We start from the raw sequence: 14,727 nt of genomic DNA on the forward strand, positions 1-14,727 counted from the left end.
GATCAGGCGTTCGAATAACGCTCGGTCTCGGGCATCCAGCGGTCAATTAAAGCTGCCGCCTGGTCGGGATAGCGCTCATGGATATGACGTGCCAGACGTTGAACTTCGGGGATCATGGCCTGATCGCGCAGCAAATCGGCCACTTTAAACTCTGCATTACCTGTCTGGCGGGTACCCAGTAATTCACCGGGACCGCGGATCTCCAGATCCTGTTGCGCAATGACAAAGCCGTCGTTGCTGTCACGTAACACCTGCAGACGCTTCTGCGCGGTTTTTGACAGCGGTGCCTTATAGAGCAATACGCAGTGTGAGGCCACCGCGCCGCGGCCCACGCGGCCACGCAGCTGGTGGAGTTGCGCAAGACCCAGACGCTCCGGGTTTTCGATAATCATCAGGCTGGCGTTGGGTACGTCTACGCCCACTTCAATTACCGTGGTGGCAATCAGCAGATGCAGCTCGCCCTGCTTGAAGGCCTGCATCACCGCCTGTTTGTCTGCTGGCTTCATGCGGCCATGCACCAGCCCGACGTTCAGCTCCGGGAGGGCCAGCTTTAACTCTTCCCAGGTGGCTTCTGCCGCCTGCGCTTCCAGCAGATCGGACTCTTCAATTAAGGTACACACCCAGTAAGCCTGACGGCCTTCCTGAGTACAGGCGTTGCGCACGCGATCGATAATGTCGTTGCGACGGGTATCCGGGATGGCGACTGTGGTCACCGGCGTACGCCCTGGCGGCAGCTCGTCGATGGTCGAGGTGTCGAGGTCGGCATAAGCCGTCATCGCCAGCGTGCGCGGGATCGGCGTCGCGGTCATGATCAGCTGATGGGGATGGAATCCTTGCTGGAGCCCTTTTTCCCACAGCGCCAGGCGCTGATGCACACCAAAGCGGTGCTGCTCATCAATGATCACCAGCGCCAGGCCGTTAAACTGCACCTGTTCCTGGAAGATAGCGTGGGTGCCGACAATCATCTGCACCTGACCGCTGGCAATGGCGTCCTGCTGGGCCTGTCGCGCTTTGCCTTTTTGCTTCCCGGCCAGCCAGCCCACTTCAATGCCCAGCGGCGCAAACCAGTTGCGGAAGTTCGTGGCGTGCTGCTCGGCCAGCAGCTCGGTCGGCGCCATCAGCGCCACCTGCTTGCCGTGCGCAATAGCGCGTAACGCAGCCAGCGCGGCTACCAGCGTTTTACCGGAGCCCACGTCGCCCTGCACCAGGCGCATCATCGGTACATCCAGCGCCATATCGCGCTCGATCTCGGCGGTCACGCGGGCCTGTGCGCCGGTCGGTTTGAACGGCAGCGAGGCCAGCAGCTTATCTTTTAAATCGTCGTGGGTGGCAAGCGGCAGGGCGTGAAAACGCTGGGCACCGGCGCGTAACGCCAGCATGCTCAGGTTATGCGCCAGCAGCTCTTCCAGAATTAATCGTCGCTGGGCAGGATGTTGTCCGCTCTCCAGATCGCTTAATTGCAGCGTCGGCGGCGGGCGATGCAGGGTGCGCATCGCTTCCGGCAAACTCATCATTCCCTGCGCCAGCTCGGGCGGCAGCAGTTCGGTGATGGCGCAGATATCAAGCAGCTCCAGCGCCTGGTCGGTCAGCTTGCGCAGCGTCGCCTGCTTAATACCTTCGGTGGTCGGGTAGACCGGGGTCAGGGTTTCCTGTAATTCCGGAGTGCTGAGATCGCCCTGCACGCGGTATTCCGGGTGGATCATCTCCGCGCCGTACTTCCCGCGTTTGGCTTCGCCATAGGCCAGCACGCGTCGTCCAGTGGCGAGGCTGTTTTTCATCGCCGCGCTGAAGTTAAAAAAGCGCATCGTCAGAATGCCGGTGCCATCGCTGATCTGACAGGTCATCATCCGGCGGCCGCCGAAGGTGACATTACAGTTCAGGACTTCGCCTTCTACCGTGACGTAAATTCCGGGCAGCAGCTCGCCAATCTGATAAAGATGGGTGCGGTCTTCATAGCGCAGGGGGAGGTGCAGGAGGAGATCCTGCACGGTGTGCAGACCTATTTTTGCCAGTTTGCTGCTCTGCGCCGCGCCCACGCCGGTCAGCGAATTTAGCGGTACAGCATCCAGCAGGCGGCCTTGCATGATCTACTTCGCCGACTGCATGGTGGCCCACCACGTGGCATCGGCTTCAATTTCGCCCTGCATGTTCACGTGGGGGTAAGGTAAGTTTTTCTGCTTTGCCACGCGGGCCAGCACCGGGTAACCGCCTTCAAACAGCAGACGCTGCTGTTCATCTTGCGGCAGCATGCTGTTCTCGCGCTTGTACATCCCGGCATTTTGCCGCTGACGCTGGGCTTCGTACAGAATGAGCGCCGAAGCGACGGAGACGTTCAGCGACTGCACCATACCGGTCATCGGAATGATGATGTCCTGATCCGCCAGGTCTAGTGCTTCCTGGGTGATCCCGGTTTTCTCCTGACCCATCAGAATGCAGGTCGGGCGGGTGTAATCAACCTCACGGAAGTCGACAGCGTTATCGGAAATGTGGGTTGCCAGCACCTGCATCCCGCGCCCTTTCAGGTGCGAGACGGCGTCGCTGATGGTGGGGTGAGTGTGAACCTGCACCCAGCTGTTACTGCCTGCGGCAGATGAGGCCATGGTGCGGATCCGACCTTCCGGCCAGACGGCGTGGACTTCATGCACGCCGATAGCATCGGCGGTACGGACGATGGCAGAGACGTTATGCGGTTTATGGACCTGCTCCATGCAGACTGTCAGGTCAGGCTGACGCCTGGCGAGCATCTCACAGATACGTGCATAACGCTGTGCATTCATAAGACTAGTTTCGGTTACGGGTGACTTTAATAACGTCAGCCATCACGCGGATTTTGCGCATGATATTCGCCAGATGCACACGGTCGCGCGCGCTCAGACGAATAAAGGCGCTGTAGACACGGCCATCTTTCTCTTCGGTATTCAGGCTATGAATATTGGAAGAGGCCGTGTTGATTGCCGCCGTCAGGTTCGCCAGTGCGCCCTGGTGGTTGAACATATCCACCTTGATCTCGGTGATAAATTCCTGCTCGGTCTCTTTATCCCACTCCACCGCCATAAACTTCTCAGGCTCTTTCTGGTAGCCACGGATGTTACGACAGGATTCATGATGGATAACCAGCCCTTTACCGGGACTGACGTGAGCGATAATCGGGTCGCCAGGGATCGGTCGGCAGCACTTGGCGAAGGTAATCAACACCCCGTCGGCGCCTTTGATCGGCAGATGTCCGCTGCCTGAAGATGGCTGCGGTACCGACGTTTCACCCTGTTGCAGGTTCTTCGCCACTACCACGCTCATCGCATTGCCAAGGCCGATTTCGGCCAGCAGATCGTCAAGCGAGGCGAGCTTCATGCGCTCGATTTCACGCTGAACGTTCTCTTGCGGGATCTCAGCCAGCTTGCGGCTACCGCCCAGCGCGTGATTGAGCAGACGACGACCCAGGCTCACGGAATCATCGCGTTTAAGGTTTTTCAGCAACTGGCGGATTTTAGCGCGGGCTTTCGAGCTCACGACAAAGTTCAGCCACGCCGCATTCGGACGGGCACCCGGAGCGGTAATGATTTCGACCGTCTGGCCGCTGGTCAGCGGCTGTGACAGGGGATACGGCTGGCGGTCGACGCGCGCACCGACGCAGGCATGGCCGATATCGGTATGCACGGCGTACGCAAAATCGACCGGGGTAGCGCCTGCAGGCAGCTCGACAATGCGCCCTTCTGGCGTGAAAACGTAAATCTCATCCGGGAAGAGATCGGATTTAACGCTCTCGATAAATTCAAACGAGCTGCCGGCGCTTTGTTGCAGCTCCAGCAGGCTTTGCATCCAGCGCTGGGCGCGGATTTGCGCGGTAGTGCTGCTTTCACCGCCATGCTCTTTGTAGGCCCAGTGCGCGGCAACACCCATCTCCGCCATCTGGTCCATGTCTTCGGTACGAATCTGTACTTCAACCGGCACGCCGTGCGGACCAATCATCGAGGTGTGCAGAGACTGATATCCGTTCGCTTTTGGAATGGCAATATAGTCTTTCACCCGCCCAGGACGTGGTTTGTACAGACTGTGCATCTGACCGAGTACGCGATAGCAAGTGTCAGAATCATGGACGATCACACGAAATGCGTAGATATCCATGATCGAGTGAAAACGCTGCTCTTTGAGCACCATTTTGCAGTAGATAGAGTACAGATGCTTTTCGCGACCGCTGACGCGACAGGGGATGCCGGCTTCCTGTAAACGCCCTTCAATTTCAGAGAGGATCTTCTGAATCATCTCTTTACGGTTGCCACGTGCGGCTTTCACCACCTCTTTGATCACCCGGAAGCGGTTTGGATACAGCGCTTCAAAACCCAGCTCTTCGAGTTCGGTTTTGATGTGATGAATACCTAAACGGTGCGCCAGCGGGCTGTAAATTTCGAGGGTTTCACGGGCAATGCGACGACGTTTATCCGGGCGCAGTGAGCCCAGCGTGCGCATGTTGTGGGTGCGGTCGGCGAGTTTGATCAGAATGACGCGGATATCCTGCACCATCGCCATGATCATCTTGCGAAAGTTTTCGGCCTGCGCCTCTTTCTTGTCGCGGAAATTCAGCTTATCAAGCTTAGACACCCCTTCCACCAGCTCGGCAACGCTTTTGCCAAACAGCTGTTCCATATCCTGGTAGGTGGCGGGGGTATCTTCAATCACGTCATGCAGCAGGGCAGCCATCAACGTTTCATAGTCGAGTTTCATCTCGGCCAGAATGCAGGCCACCGCTACCGGGTGCGTGATATAGGGTTCACCGCTTGAACGTGTCTGGCCCTCGTGAGCGTCACGTGCAACGAGATACGCCTGCTGGAGACGCTTAATCTGGTCTACCGGCAGGTAGTTTTGAATCAGTTGATTCAGGCTTTCAAACAGATACAAGGGCGACCCGCAGGTTTAATTAACGACGACCTTCAGCAATGGCGGTAACGGCCTGCAGTTCTGCGGCTTCCTGCTCTTGCTGCTCCTGGCGCTCACGTACGTCGAGGATCTGGTTGTTGATCAGACCTTCTTCGATTTCGCGCAGCGCGATAACGGTGGTTTTATCGTTTTCTTCCGGTACCAGCGGATCTTTGCCGCCTGACTGCATCTGACGAGCGCGACGCGCGGCGACCAGCACCAGGTCAAAACGGTTACCAATTTTCTCTACAGCGTCCTGAACAGTTACGCGTGCCATACTTAAAATGCTCCACAGATGAAGAAATGACTGGGCATGATACTGAATGTGGGTTCAGTCTGCCAACAGTTTGGTGATTAATGCGTCATGTCGCTGCTTCTGGCGGCTCATGCGCAGGCGTTCGGCGCGAATAACGGTTTTCAAATCGCCCAGGGCGGTATCGAAATCATCATTCACAATCAGATAATCATATTCGGCGTAATGGCTCATTTCCGCAACTGCCTGGGCCATACGTTTTGCGATAACGTCTTCGCTGTCCTGGCCGCGACCACGCAGACGACGGTCCAGCTCATCTTTCGACGGCGGTAAGATAAAGATGCTGCGAGCCTGCGGCATTTTCTTGCGAATTTGCTGTGCGCCCTGCCAGTCGATATCCAGAAATACGTTTACGCCCGTTGCCAGGACCTGCTCAATGGTTTCACGCGAGGTTCCGTAGTAGTTACCGAAGACTTCTGCGTGTTCAAGAAACGCATCCCGGCCAATCATCGTTTTAAATTCAGCGTGATCGACAAAGAAATAGTGTTCACCGTGCACTTCACCCGGACGCGGTGCCCGCGTGGTGTGAGAAACAGAAACCTGCGTATCGTACAACGGTTGGGTTTTTAACAGCGCCTGAATCAGGCTGGATTTACCCGCGCCACTAGGGGCAGAAACAATATAAAGCGTGCCTTGAGCCATGAGAGTCTTTGTATGTTGATAGCGTTGAAGTCCTACATACGGGCTTATTATACACGTCGCCGCTTCGTGACGTAGCCTTTGTCACACTTTTTCCTCTTCATCGTTGATTTATGCTCACCTTTTTCCACTTTTCTCCGCCAGTTGCTGCAACAGAAACAAAGTGCGGATATCCCCTCGCAACCTTTGCTTCTGCCTGTCGCCTGCGGCGCTGTGCTGCGTTATACCCGTTGCAAAACAGGGAGGAGTGACAATGTGGAGAGCGTTAAGCGTTGTGATGATCATCTGGAGCGGCTACGGGCTGGCGGTATGCCCCGTGTGGTCGCCCGCAAAGGCAGAGCAGGAGATCGCTCGCCTGCAGGGTCAAATTACCCGCTGGAATACGGCGTACTGGAAAGAAGGCGTAAGCGAGGTCAATGATGAGGTGTACGATCAGCTGGCTGCCCGGCTGAAACAGTGGCAGCGCTGCTTTGGCGCCGAACAGGTTGCTGAATCGCTGGCGCCGGCAACCGGGTCGGTCAGGCACCCGGTCAGCCATACCGGGGTGCAGAAGGTGGCGGATAAAGCCGGGCTTCGGCAGTGGATGCAATCGCGCCGCGATCTGTGGGTACAGCCGAAGGTGGACGGCGTGGCGGTGACGCTGGTTTACCGCGAGGGAAAGCTGGTGCAGGCGACCAGCCGGGGCAACGGGCTGAAAGGCGAAGACTGGACCGCGAAAGTGAAGCGCATGCCGTCTATGCCCGCGCAGTTGACGGGAGCGCTTGCCAACAGCGTGCTACAGGGCGAGCTGTTTCTACACCGCGATAACCACATTCAGAAGGAGATGGGTGGGATGAATGCCCGGGCAAAAGTAGCCGGGGCGATGATGCGGCAGGGTGATAGCCAGAGCCTGGACAATATCGGCATCTTTATCTGGGCATGGCCGAATGGCCCAGCGTCGATGCCTGAACGTCTGCAGGCGTTGACCCATGCGGGTTTCACTCTTACTGAGCAGTGGACGCGGCAAATCAACTCGCTGGATGAGGTGGAAAAACAGCGTAATCGCTGGCTGACATCGCCCCTGCCCTTTGTCACTGATGGTATCGTGATCCGTTCGGCACAGGAGCCCGCAGGTGAACGTTGGCTGCCCGGCGAGGGCAGTTGGGTGGTGGCGTGGAAATACGCCCCCGTTGCTCAGGTCGCAGAGGTCAGGGCCATTAACTTTGCCGTGGGACGTACCGGCAGGATCGCCGTGGTTGCCGCACTCGAGCCGGTACAACTCGATGATAAACGAGTGCAGCGCGTGAATCTGGGGTCGGTGGGGCACTGGCAGGCGCTGGATATCGCCCCGGGCGATCAGATCCTGATAAGCCTGGCCGGGCAGGGGATCCCGCGCGTGGATAAGGTTGTCTGGCGGACGAGTGAACGGCATAAGCCCGAGCCGCCGGCCTCACGCTTTACGCCGCTCACCTGTTTCTATGCGACACCGGAATGCCGTGAGCAGTTTATGGCCCGGCTGAAGTGGCTCAGTTCAGCTGCAGTTTTGGATATCACCGGACTGGGCGAGGCGGGCTGGCAGGCGCTGCATCAGGCGCATCATTTTGAGCATCTCTTTTCCTGGCTTGCGCTGACTGAGGCTCAGTTGCAGCAGACACCAGGATTAACGGCACAGCGGGGTCAGCAGCTATGGCATCAATTTAACCTGGTACGTCGTCAGCCTTTTCCCCGCTGGCTGGATGCGCTTGGGATCCCGCTCCCGCGGGCGGCTATGCGTGCCCTGAGCGACAGAAGCTGGGCGCAGATACAGAGCAGGGACGTGCGACGATGGCAGCAGGTTCCTGGCGTCGGTGCAAAAAGGGCGCGCAGGCTGGTGGAATTTACGCACCACCCCAGGGTTAACGCCCTGACGGTATGGCTGGGTGAGCAGGACGTCCCGGGGTTTTAGCGCATTAATGGCTGTCGTGCCGGTAATGAAAAACCGGGAGCCCCAGTTTTAAACGCAGCGCCAGCATGCGGGCGGTGAAGCCAAACAGCAGCGTGGAGATGATCACCACATCGTGGTTGCTCACGTAGTGTTGCAGGGCGACATACAGTACGGCGGCAGCAAAAGACACGCCCGCGTAGAGTTCTTTCTGAAAGACCAGCGGGATGCGTTTACAGAACATATCCCGCAGTACGCCGCCGAACACGCCGGTGATCACCGCAGCAATGGTGGCGATGACCGGGCCTTCGCCCATATCCAGCGCAACCTGGGCACCAATAATCGAGAAGACGATCAGGCCAAGGGCATCCAGCACGAGGAACAGACGTCGCAGGTGGGGCATAACCGGTGCAGCGATGGTGGTCAGTACGGCTGCGACGGCCACAATAATCACGTATTCAGGATGTTGCACCCACCCGAGCGGGTAGTGGCCCAGCAGGATATCGCGGACCGAACCGCCGCCCAGTGCGGTTGCCGTGGCGATAATAATCACGCCGAAGGTATCCATCCGACGTCGCCCTGCCGCCAGGGCACCCGTCATCGCTTCAGCGGTGATACCGATCAGATACAAAATGTGCAGCAGCATGTTACCCCCAGAGTTGAGGGCGAAAGAGTAGCGTTTTGTGCTCTGGCTCACGATTTAGATTTTCTTGTGCGAGCGATGATGCCTTAGGTTAACTAATGGAGGGTTGGCTTTATGAGTAGGTTTCTGCGGTTTTTGACAAATTTTCACATTAGATTTTTTTGCGGTGCGCAAACAGAAATGGCCCCTTAATGGAGCCATCATCAACAAAACTGAGTGCCACTACTTATTCGATGTTCTGAATCTGTTCGCGCATTTGCTCGATCAGCACTTTCAACTCGATAGCTGATTTGGTCACGTCAGCATTAATCGACTTCGATGCCAGGGTGTTCGATTCACGGTTGAACTCCTGCATCATAAAGTCGAGACGGCGACCAACTGCTTCTTTTTTCTTAAGAATGTTGTAGGTCTCTTTGATGTGCGCTTCCAGACGATCCAGCTCTTCGGAAACGTCAATACGCTGGGCCATCAGCACCAGCTCCTGCTCAAGGCGGTTATTTTCCAGCTGAACTTCGGCATCTTCCAGTTTGGCGACCAGACGCTCACGCTGCCATTGCAGAATTTCTGGCATATGGGAACGGACCTTAACCACTTCGCCGCTCACGCCTTCCAGTCGTTGCTCGATCAGCACTTTTAACGCCTGACCTTCGGTTTCGCGGGCGGCGATGAAATCATCCAGCGCGCCATCAAGTGCACCGAGGATTTCTGCGGTAATCGCATCCAGATCCTGCTCTCCTGCTGCCATAACGCCAGGCCAACGCAGAATATCAACCGGGTTGATTTCGCCTTCATCGCTCTGCATTTTGACCCAGTTGGCGGCGTTCACCAGCTGCTTAGCCAGTTTTTCATTGAGGATCAGCTCCCCTTGTGCGCTCGCGTCAGGTTCGAAACGCAGATTACATTCGACCTTTCCGCGCGTCAGACGGGCACGGATGCGCTCACGCACGACCGGCTCAAGACTGCGAAACTGCTCCGGCATACGGAAATAGGTTTCAAGATAGCGCTGGTTTACCGAGCGCAATTCCCAGGTAGCGCTACCCCAGCTACCCTTGATTTCACGCCGGGCGTAGGCGGTCATACTGCGGATCATAGAGATTCCCGTTTTTAAAGGAGAGATGGGGGGATTATAGCTTTTGGGGCTTTCTCAGGATAGGAATAAGCACGTTTAATCCGTATAATGCGCAGCCACATTCGTTTCAAGCCCGGAGATATCATCATGCGTCCATCAGGTCGTAGCGCCAACCAGGTGCGCCCCGTCACCCTGACCCGTAACTATACAAAACACGCTGAAGGCTCCGTGCTGGTTGAATTTGGTGACACCAAAGTGCTGTGCACCGCCTCCATTGAAGAGGGCGTACCGCGCTTTCTGAAAGGCCAGGGTCAGGGCTGGATCACCGCCGAATACGGCATGCTGCCACGCTCCACCCATACCCGTAACGCTCGCGAAGCGGCGAAGGGTAAGCAAGGTGGCCGTACCATGGAAATTCAGCGTCTGATCGCCCGTGCGCTGCGCGCCGCTGTCGATTTGAAGGTGCTGGGTGAATTCACCATCACGCTGGACTGCGATGTGATCCAGGCTGATGGCGGTACCCGCACGGCTTCTATCACCGGTGCCTGCGTGGCGCTGGCTGATGCCCTGAACAAGCTGATTGCTGCCGGTAAGCTGAAAGCGAACCCGCTTAAAGGCATGGTGGCTGCAGTGTCCGTGGGGATCGTTAACGGCGAAGCGCTGTGCGATCTGGAGTACGTTGAAGACTCCGCAGCCGAAACCGACATGAACGTGGTGATGACCGAAGACGGTCGCATCATTGAAGTCCAGGGCACCGCTGAAGGCGAGCCGTTTACCCATGAAGAACTCCTGACCTTGCTGGCGTTAGCCCGAGGGGGAATTGAGTCCATTGTGACGACGCAGAAAGCGGCGTTAGAAAATTGATTTAAAGGCGACTGATGAGTCGCCTTTTTTTTGTCTGTAGAAAAGTAAGGAGCGAATCCATGAAACCGTATCAGCGCCAGTTTATTGAGTTTGCGCTTAGCAAGCAGGTACTTAAGTTTGGCGAATTTACGCTGAAATCCGGGCGTAAGAGTCCCTATTTCTTTAACGCCGGGCTGTTTAATACCGGGCGCGATCTGGCCCTGTTAGGCCGTTTCTATGCCGAAGCGCTGGTGGATTCCGGGATTGAGTTCGATTTACTGTTTGGCCCGGCCTATAAAGGTATTCCGATTGCCACCACCACCGCCGTGGCGCTGGCAGAGCATCACGATCGCGATGTGCCGTACTGCTTTAACCGTAAAGAAGCTAAAACGCACGGTGAGGGCGGTAGCCTGGTCGGCAGCGCGCTGCAGGGGCGTGTGATGCTGGTAGACGACGTGATCACCGCCGGTACGGCAATCCGTGAATCGATGGAAATTATTCAGGCGAACGATGCGACGCTTGCGGGCGTGCTGATTTCTCTTGATCGTCAGGAACGGGGCCGCGGCGAGATCTCTGCCATCCAGGAAGTGGAGCGTGATTATGGCTGCAAGGTGACCTCAATTATCACCCTGAAAGACCTGATAGCGTATCTGGAAGAGAAGCCGGAAATGGCTGAAAGCCTGACGGCGGTGCGCGCCTATCGGGAAGCGTTTGGCGTCTGAGTAAACTGCCCGGTGGCGCTGCGCTTACCGGGCCTGTTGGCCGGATGTGGTGCAGCCGCCATCCGGCAGGCGGTTATCGCAGCTGTGTGGCGACTAATGGCCAGCGAGCCTCAAAATCTTCCGTAGGGCGATATTTGAATTCGCTGCGCACAAAGCGGGAGAGCATCCCTTCGCAGAAGGCCAGAACCTGCCCGGCAAGCAGCGTTTCATCTGTGCTGTAGCCTTCGCCTTCACGCATTTTCTTTTCACGTAATACCTGGCGTAGCTGCGCTTCAATGCGTTCAAACAGCTGGTTAATCCGTCCCTGCAGTCGATCCTGTTCAAACATCAGCGCGTGGCCGGTCAGGATACGGGTCAGGCCCGGGTTACGTTCACCGAAACCGAGGATCAGCAGCACAATCAGGCGCAAACGCGCGGTGGTGTCCTTCTCATCTTTCAGAATCAGGTTAATACGCGTGATCAGGCTGTCTTCGATAAATTCGATCAGGCTGTCAAACATACGCGTTTTACTGGGGAAATGACGGTATAGCGCCGCTTCCGACACGCCAACAGAGGCGGCCAGCTTAGCGGTAGTAATGCGTTGACTACCATCGCTGGATTCAAGCATCAGAGCCAGAGACTGAAGTATTTCTTCGCGACGATTCCTTTTCGCAGTTTGTTTTTCTGCCATGTTACAAAATACCCCTGAAAATAAGCACTTGTCAGGCTGACATCCACACAGCGACCGCAAACTGACGTTTGCGGTTTGTTATTGCGTTATTGCGCTGTGGAATGCGTTTAGCCGGGTTTATTTACGCCCGGAATGGCCGAAGCCGCCTTCCCCGCGATCGGTCGCGTCAAAGTCTTCTACCAGATTGAATTCAGCTTGTACCACCGGCACAAAAACCATCTGGGCGACACGTTCGCCGGGTTGGATCGTGAAACTGTCCTGGCCACGGTTCCATACCGACACCATCAACTGACCCTGATAGTCGGAGTCAATAAGCCCCACCAGATTGCCCAGCACGATGCCATGCTTATGGCCCAGGCCAGAGCGTGGCAGGATCACCGCCGCCAGAGAAGCGTCGGCAATGTGGATGGCCAGGCCGGTCGGCAACAGCGTTGTTGCGCCCGGCGCCAGTTCTACGGCGTCGTCGAGACAGGCACGCAGGTCAAGACCGGCAGAGCCGGAGGTGGCATAGGTCGGCAGCGGAAATTGCTGACCAACACGCGGGTCCAGAATCTTAACGTCGATTTTTTTCATCATAACGGGTAACGATCTCGTCCAGTAATTGTTGGCCCAGGAGTTCCTTGCGCTCAAGCGGTAGGACTTTATCTCCATCCTGCCAGAATAGGTGCAGTGCGTTGCTGTCGCTGTTAAATCCTTGTGTGGCCAGCGATACGTCGTTCGCGCAAATCAAATCGAGGTTTTTGCGGGTACGTTTTTGCCGGGCATATTCTTCCACATTATTTGTTTCTGCGGCAAATCCAACGACGTAAGGTCGCCGGTTTTTCAGCGCGGCGACGCCGGCGACGATATCCGGGTTTTTCACCATTGTTATCGTGATTTCATCGCCTTGCTTCTTAATTTTTTCATCCGCTATGGCGGCAGCACGGTAGTCGGCCACAGCGGCGCAGCCGATAAAAATCTGCTGCTGTTGCGCATGTGCCTGTACAGCGGCTTCCATTTCCAGGGCGGTGGTGACATCAATGCGCTGCACCCGCGGCGGGGTCGGCAGCGAAACGGGGCCGCTCACCAGCGTGACGTTGGCACCGCGCTGTGCGGCGGCTGCGGCAATCGCAAAGCCCATCTTGCCGGAGCTTTGATTCGTGATGTAGCGCACGGGATCCAACGGCTCACGCGTCGGACCCGCGGTAATCATGATGCTGAGATGTTGCAGATCGTTGACAGGCGAAAAATGGCTGGCGGCCAAATCGACAATCGCGAGCGGATCCAGCATGCGACCGGGGCCCACATCGCCGCAGGCCTGGCTGCCGCTGTCTGGCCCCCAAATTAGCAGCCCGCGAGAGGCCAGCGTCGCAAGATTGTGCTGGGTTGCCGCGTTACGATACATCTGCTGGTTCATTGCCGGGACCACGGCGACGGGTGCCGGTGTCGCCAGGCAGATGGTGGACACCAGATCGTTAGCCATACCGGCTGCAACACGGGCGATCAAATCGGCGGTGGCCGGAGCGAGGATGACTAAATCGGCCCACTTGCCCAGCTCGATATGGCCCATTGCCGCCTCGGCTGCCGGGTCGAGCAGGCTGTCTGAAACCGGGTAGCCAGAGACGGCCTGCAGGCTCATCGGCGTAATGAAGGCTTTACCTCCCTCGGTTATCGCTACCCGCACTTCTGCTCCGCGCTCGCGCAAACGGCGCACCAGATCCGGCGCTTTATAGGCTGCAATGCCGCCGCTGACGCCGAGAACGATTTTTTTACCGGCCAGGCTGATCATGATTCTTTCCTGTTGGGTTCACCTGAGAGGCGGGCATTTTATCACAATCCGAAAAGCATCGTGATTTTGTCCGTCCATCACTTTGCGAGGCGCTACGCAATACGCGCAATACCTCATCGTGAGGCGCCGATCTCTGTGGCAGCATAGCGGGCCTATGGAGGAGGGTTGGGTATGGATACACTGTCCCCGCTGTTACCGCGGGAAAAAATGCTACGCGATGGTGTGACATCGCTGACGGATGAAGAGCTGCTGGCGTTGTTTTTGCGCACCGGAACGCGGGGGAAAGACGTTTTTACGCTTGCAAAGGATTTACTGCAGCATTTTGGTTCCCTGTATGGCTTGCTGACTGCCGAACTGGAGGCGTTCACGCAGGTCGAAGGGATCGGTATTGCGACATTCGCCCAGCTCAGAGGCATTGCGGAGCTGGCCCGCCGTTACTACTGCTCGGGGGTACAGGAGGTCAACCCGCTGGAAAATCCGAATATCGCCCGGGAATTTGTTCACAGCCAGCTGGCGGAAGAAGAGCGTGAAATTTTTATGGTTATTTTCCTGGATAATCAAAACCGGGTGCTGAAACATTCCCGGCTGTTTTCTGGTACCCTGAGCCATGTTGAGGTACATCCGCGCGAAATTGTGCGCGAAGCGATAAAAGTGAATGCTGCCGGCGTGATCCTCGCGCATAATCACCCCTCGGGGCGCGCTGAACCGAGTAAAGCCGATAGAGACGTGACCGAACGTATCGTGAAATGCTGTAAATTCATGGATATTCGCGTGATTGACCATCTGGTCATCGGCCGAGGAGAGTACGTTTCCTTTGCCGAACGTGGATGGATTTAAGCCGTTTCTCGCGATCCATCGGGATCTTTGTCTGTTCGGGACTTGAGCACATCCTCGAGTCAGCGTATACTACGCCACCTTTGAGAATCTCGGGTTTGGCAATTGGGCCTGGCAATCGATGGTTCACTTAGAACTACGCGATGACCGGGCTGTAAAGCCTGACGAGGCGCCGATACCCCATACGAAGCTCGAGCTAATTTGATTTTTGGAGAATAGACATGTCCCGAGTCTGCCAAGTTACTGGCAAGCGTCCGGTGACCGGTAACAACCGTTCCCACGCACTGAACGCGACTAAACGCCGTTTCCTGCCGAACCTGCACTCTCACCGTTTCTGGGTTGAGAGCGAGAAGCGTTTTGTCACCCTGCGTGTATCTGCTAAAGGTATGCGTGTTATTGATAAGAAAGGCATCGA

15 protein-coding genes are annotated in these 14,727 nt (G+C 56.6%); 5 read left to right on the plus strand and 10 right to left on the minus strand.

The genetic code is table 11. The annotated features are described in order from the left end of the window. Positions 1 to 2: 2 nt before the first annotated feature. From recG to gmk, 5 genes are read right to left on the minus strand one after another with little or no spacing between them, the layout of a single operon-like run. Positions 3 to 2,084 (minus strand): ATP-dependent DNA helicase RecG, encoded by a 2,082-nt coding sequence (gene recG, locus ACRDD5_RS20775; protein ID WP_438677866.1) that lies wholly within the window; start codon positions 2,082 to 2,084, stop codon positions 3 to 5. A 3-nt stretch (positions 2,085 to 2,087) separates the two neighbouring features. Next, entirely contained in the window at positions 2,088 to 2,777 is a 690-nt protein-coding gene (gene trmH, locus ACRDD5_RS20780) for a tRNA (guanosine(18)-2'-O)-methyltransferase TrmH (protein ID WP_438677867.1), read from the minus strand. Between the two features lie 4 nt (positions 2,778 to 2,781). Next, positions 2,782 to 4,893, minus strand: a complete 2,112-nt coding sequence (gene spoT, locus ACRDD5_RS20785; protein ID WP_271282985.1) for a bifunctional GTP diphosphokinase/guanosine-3',5'-bis pyrophosphate 3'-pyrophosphohydrolase — start codon at positions 4,891 to 4,893, stop codon at positions 2,782 to 2,784. Between the two features lie 19 nt (positions 4,894 to 4,912). Further along, positions 4,913 to 5,188 carry a DNA-directed RNA polymerase subunit omega gene (rpoZ, locus tag ACRDD5_RS20790; protein WP_032615688.1) on the minus strand — a complete coding sequence of 92 codons (276 nt, stop codon included), beginning with the start codon at positions 5,186 to 5,188 and terminating at the stop codon, positions 4,913 to 4,915. A 54-nt stretch (positions 5,189 to 5,242) separates the two neighbouring features. Continuing rightward, positions 5,243 to 5,866 (minus strand): guanylate kinase, encoded by a 624-nt coding sequence (gmk, locus tag ACRDD5_RS20795; RefSeq protein WP_271282984.1) that lies wholly within the window; start codon positions 5,864 to 5,866, stop codon positions 5,243 to 5,245. A 250-nt stretch (positions 5,867 to 6,116) separates the two neighbouring features. On the opposite strand from gmk, the gene ligB reads away from it, so the two are divergent. Further along, on the plus strand, positions 6,117 to 7,787 hold the full coding sequence (gene ligB, locus ACRDD5_RS20800) for an NAD-dependent DNA ligase LigB (RefSeq protein ID WP_438677868.1): 1,671 nt from the start codon (positions 6,117 to 6,119) through the stop codon (positions 7,785 to 7,787). A gap of 4 nt (positions 7,788 to 7,791) precedes the next feature. On the opposite strand, the gene ACRDD5_RS20805 is transcribed toward ligB, so the two are convergent. Both ACRDD5_RS20805 and ACRDD5_RS20810 read right to left on the minus strand, forming a co-directional pair. Beyond that, positions 7,792 to 8,409 (minus strand): trimeric intracellular cation channel family protein, encoded by a 618-nt coding sequence (locus ACRDD5_RS20805; RefSeq protein ID WP_271282982.1) that lies wholly within the window; start codon positions 8,407 to 8,409, stop codon positions 7,792 to 7,794. A gap of 223 nt (positions 8,410 to 8,632) precedes the next feature. Further along, entirely contained in the window at positions 8,633 to 9,496 is an 864-nt protein-coding gene (locus tag ACRDD5_RS20810; RefSeq protein WP_271282981.1) for a YicC/YloC family endoribonuclease, read from the minus strand. 126 nt (positions 9,497 to 9,622) lie between these two features. Here ACRDD5_RS20810 and rph point away from each other — a divergent pair, with 126 nt between their 5' ends. Together rph and pyrE are read left to right on the plus strand one after the other, a co-directional pair. Next, the gene (gene rph / locus ACRDD5_RS20815) at positions 9,623 to 10,339 is read left to right on the plus strand and encodes a ribonuclease PH (RefSeq protein WP_271282980.1); all 717 of its coding nucleotides are present in this window, start codon (positions 9,623 to 9,625) and stop codon (positions 10,337 to 10,339) included. A gap of 59 nt (positions 10,340 to 10,398) precedes the next feature. Then, complete coding sequence (gene pyrE, locus ACRDD5_RS20820; RefSeq protein WP_438677869.1) at positions 10,399 to 11,040, plus strand: orotate phosphoribosyltransferase; 642 nt, start codon at positions 10,399 to 10,401, stop codon at positions 11,038 to 11,040. Between the two features lie 73 nt (positions 11,041 to 11,113). On the opposite strand, the gene slmA is transcribed toward pyrE, so the two are convergent. The 3 genes from slmA to coaBC form a co-directional block, all read right to left on the minus strand. Next, positions 11,114 to 11,710: a nucleoid occlusion factor SlmA gene (gene slmA / locus ACRDD5_RS20825; protein ID WP_271282978.1), complete on the minus strand. Its 597-nt coding sequence runs from the start codon at positions 11,708 to 11,710 to the stop codon at positions 11,114 to 11,116. 117 nt (positions 11,711 to 11,827) lie between these two features. Next, entirely contained in the window at positions 11,828 to 12,286 is a 459-nt protein-coding gene (gene dut, locus ACRDD5_RS20830; RefSeq protein ID WP_139563925.1) for a dUTP diphosphatase, read from the minus strand. Further along, positions 12,264 to 13,478 (minus strand): bifunctional phosphopantothenoylcysteine decarboxylase/phosphopantothenate--cysteine ligase CoaBC, encoded by a 1,215-nt coding sequence (coaBC, locus tag ACRDD5_RS20835; RefSeq protein ID WP_438677870.1) that lies wholly within the window; start codon positions 13,476 to 13,478, stop codon positions 12,264 to 12,266. Before coaBC ends, dut begins: the two co-directional genes overlap by 23 nt. A 171-nt stretch (positions 13,479 to 13,649) precedes the next feature. On the opposite strand from coaBC, the gene radC reads away from it, so the two are divergent. Further along, positions 13,650 to 14,315, plus strand: a complete 666-nt coding sequence (gene radC / locus ACRDD5_RS20840; RefSeq protein ID WP_438677871.1) for a RadC family protein — start codon at positions 13,650 to 13,652, stop codon at positions 14,313 to 14,315. A 218-nt stretch (positions 14,316 to 14,533) separates the two neighbouring features. Beyond that, positions 14,534 to 14,727: 50S ribosomal protein L28 (rpmB, locus tag ACRDD5_RS20845; protein WP_438677872.1), on the plus strand; the 194-nt coding region annotated here is incomplete at its 3' end.

The sequence above is a fragment of the Silvania sp. genome, assembly GCF_051656365.1.
GTDB classification, from domain to species: Bacteria; Pseudomonadota; Gammaproteobacteria; order Enterobacterales; family Enterobacteriaceae; genus Enterobacter; species Enterobacter hatchlandensis.

Bases quoted from the DNA above. Each gene is read 5' to 3' on its own strand.
- dut (WP_139563925.1), bottom strand. From the start codon at position 12,286: ATGATGAAAAAAATCGACGTTAAGATTCTGGACCCGCGTGTTGGTCAG.
- trmH (WP_438677867.1), bottom strand. From the start codon at position 2,777: ATGAATGCACAGCGTTATGCACGTATCTGTGAGATGCTCGCCAGGCGT.
- rpoZ (WP_032615688.1), bottom strand. From the start codon at position 5,188: ATGGCACGCGTAACTGTTCAGGACGCTGTAGAGAAAATTGGTAACCGT.
- radC (WP_438677871.1), top strand. From the start codon at position 13,650: ATGGATACACTGTCCCCGCTGTTACCGCGGGAAAAAATGCTACGCGAT.
- gmk (WP_271282984.1), bottom strand. From the start codon at position 5,866: ATGGCTCAAGGCACGCTTTATATTGTTTCTGCCCCTAGTGGCGCGGGT.
- pyrE (WP_438677869.1), top strand. From the start codon at position 10,399: ATGAAACCGTATCAGCGCCAGTTTATTGAGTTTGCGCTTAGCAAGCAG.
- slmA (WP_271282978.1), bottom strand. From the start codon at position 11,710: ATGGCAGAAAAACAAACTGCGAAAAGGAATCGTCGCGAAGAAATACTT.
- rph (WP_271282980.1), top strand. From the start codon at position 9,623: ATGCGTCCATCAGGTCGTAGCGCCAACCAGGTGCGCCCCGTCACCCTG.
- ACRDD5_RS20805 (WP_271282982.1), bottom strand. From the start codon at position 8,409: ATGCTGCTGCACATTTTGTATCTGATCGGTATCACCGCTGAAGCGATG.
- ligB (WP_438677868.1), top strand. From the start codon at position 6,117: ATGTGGAGAGCGTTAAGCGTTGTGATGATCATCTGGAGCGGCTACGGG.
- recG (WP_438677866.1), bottom strand. From the start codon at position 2,084: ATGCAAGGCCGCCTGCTGGATGCTGTACCGCTAAATTCGCTGACCGGC.
- ACRDD5_RS20810 (WP_271282981.1), bottom strand. From the start codon at position 9,496: ATGATCCGCAGTATGACCGCCTACGCCCGGCGTGAAATCAAGGGTAGC.
- coaBC (WP_438677870.1), bottom strand. From the start codon at position 13,478: ATGATCAGCCTGGCCGGTAAAAAAATCGTTCTCGGCGTCAGCGGCGGC.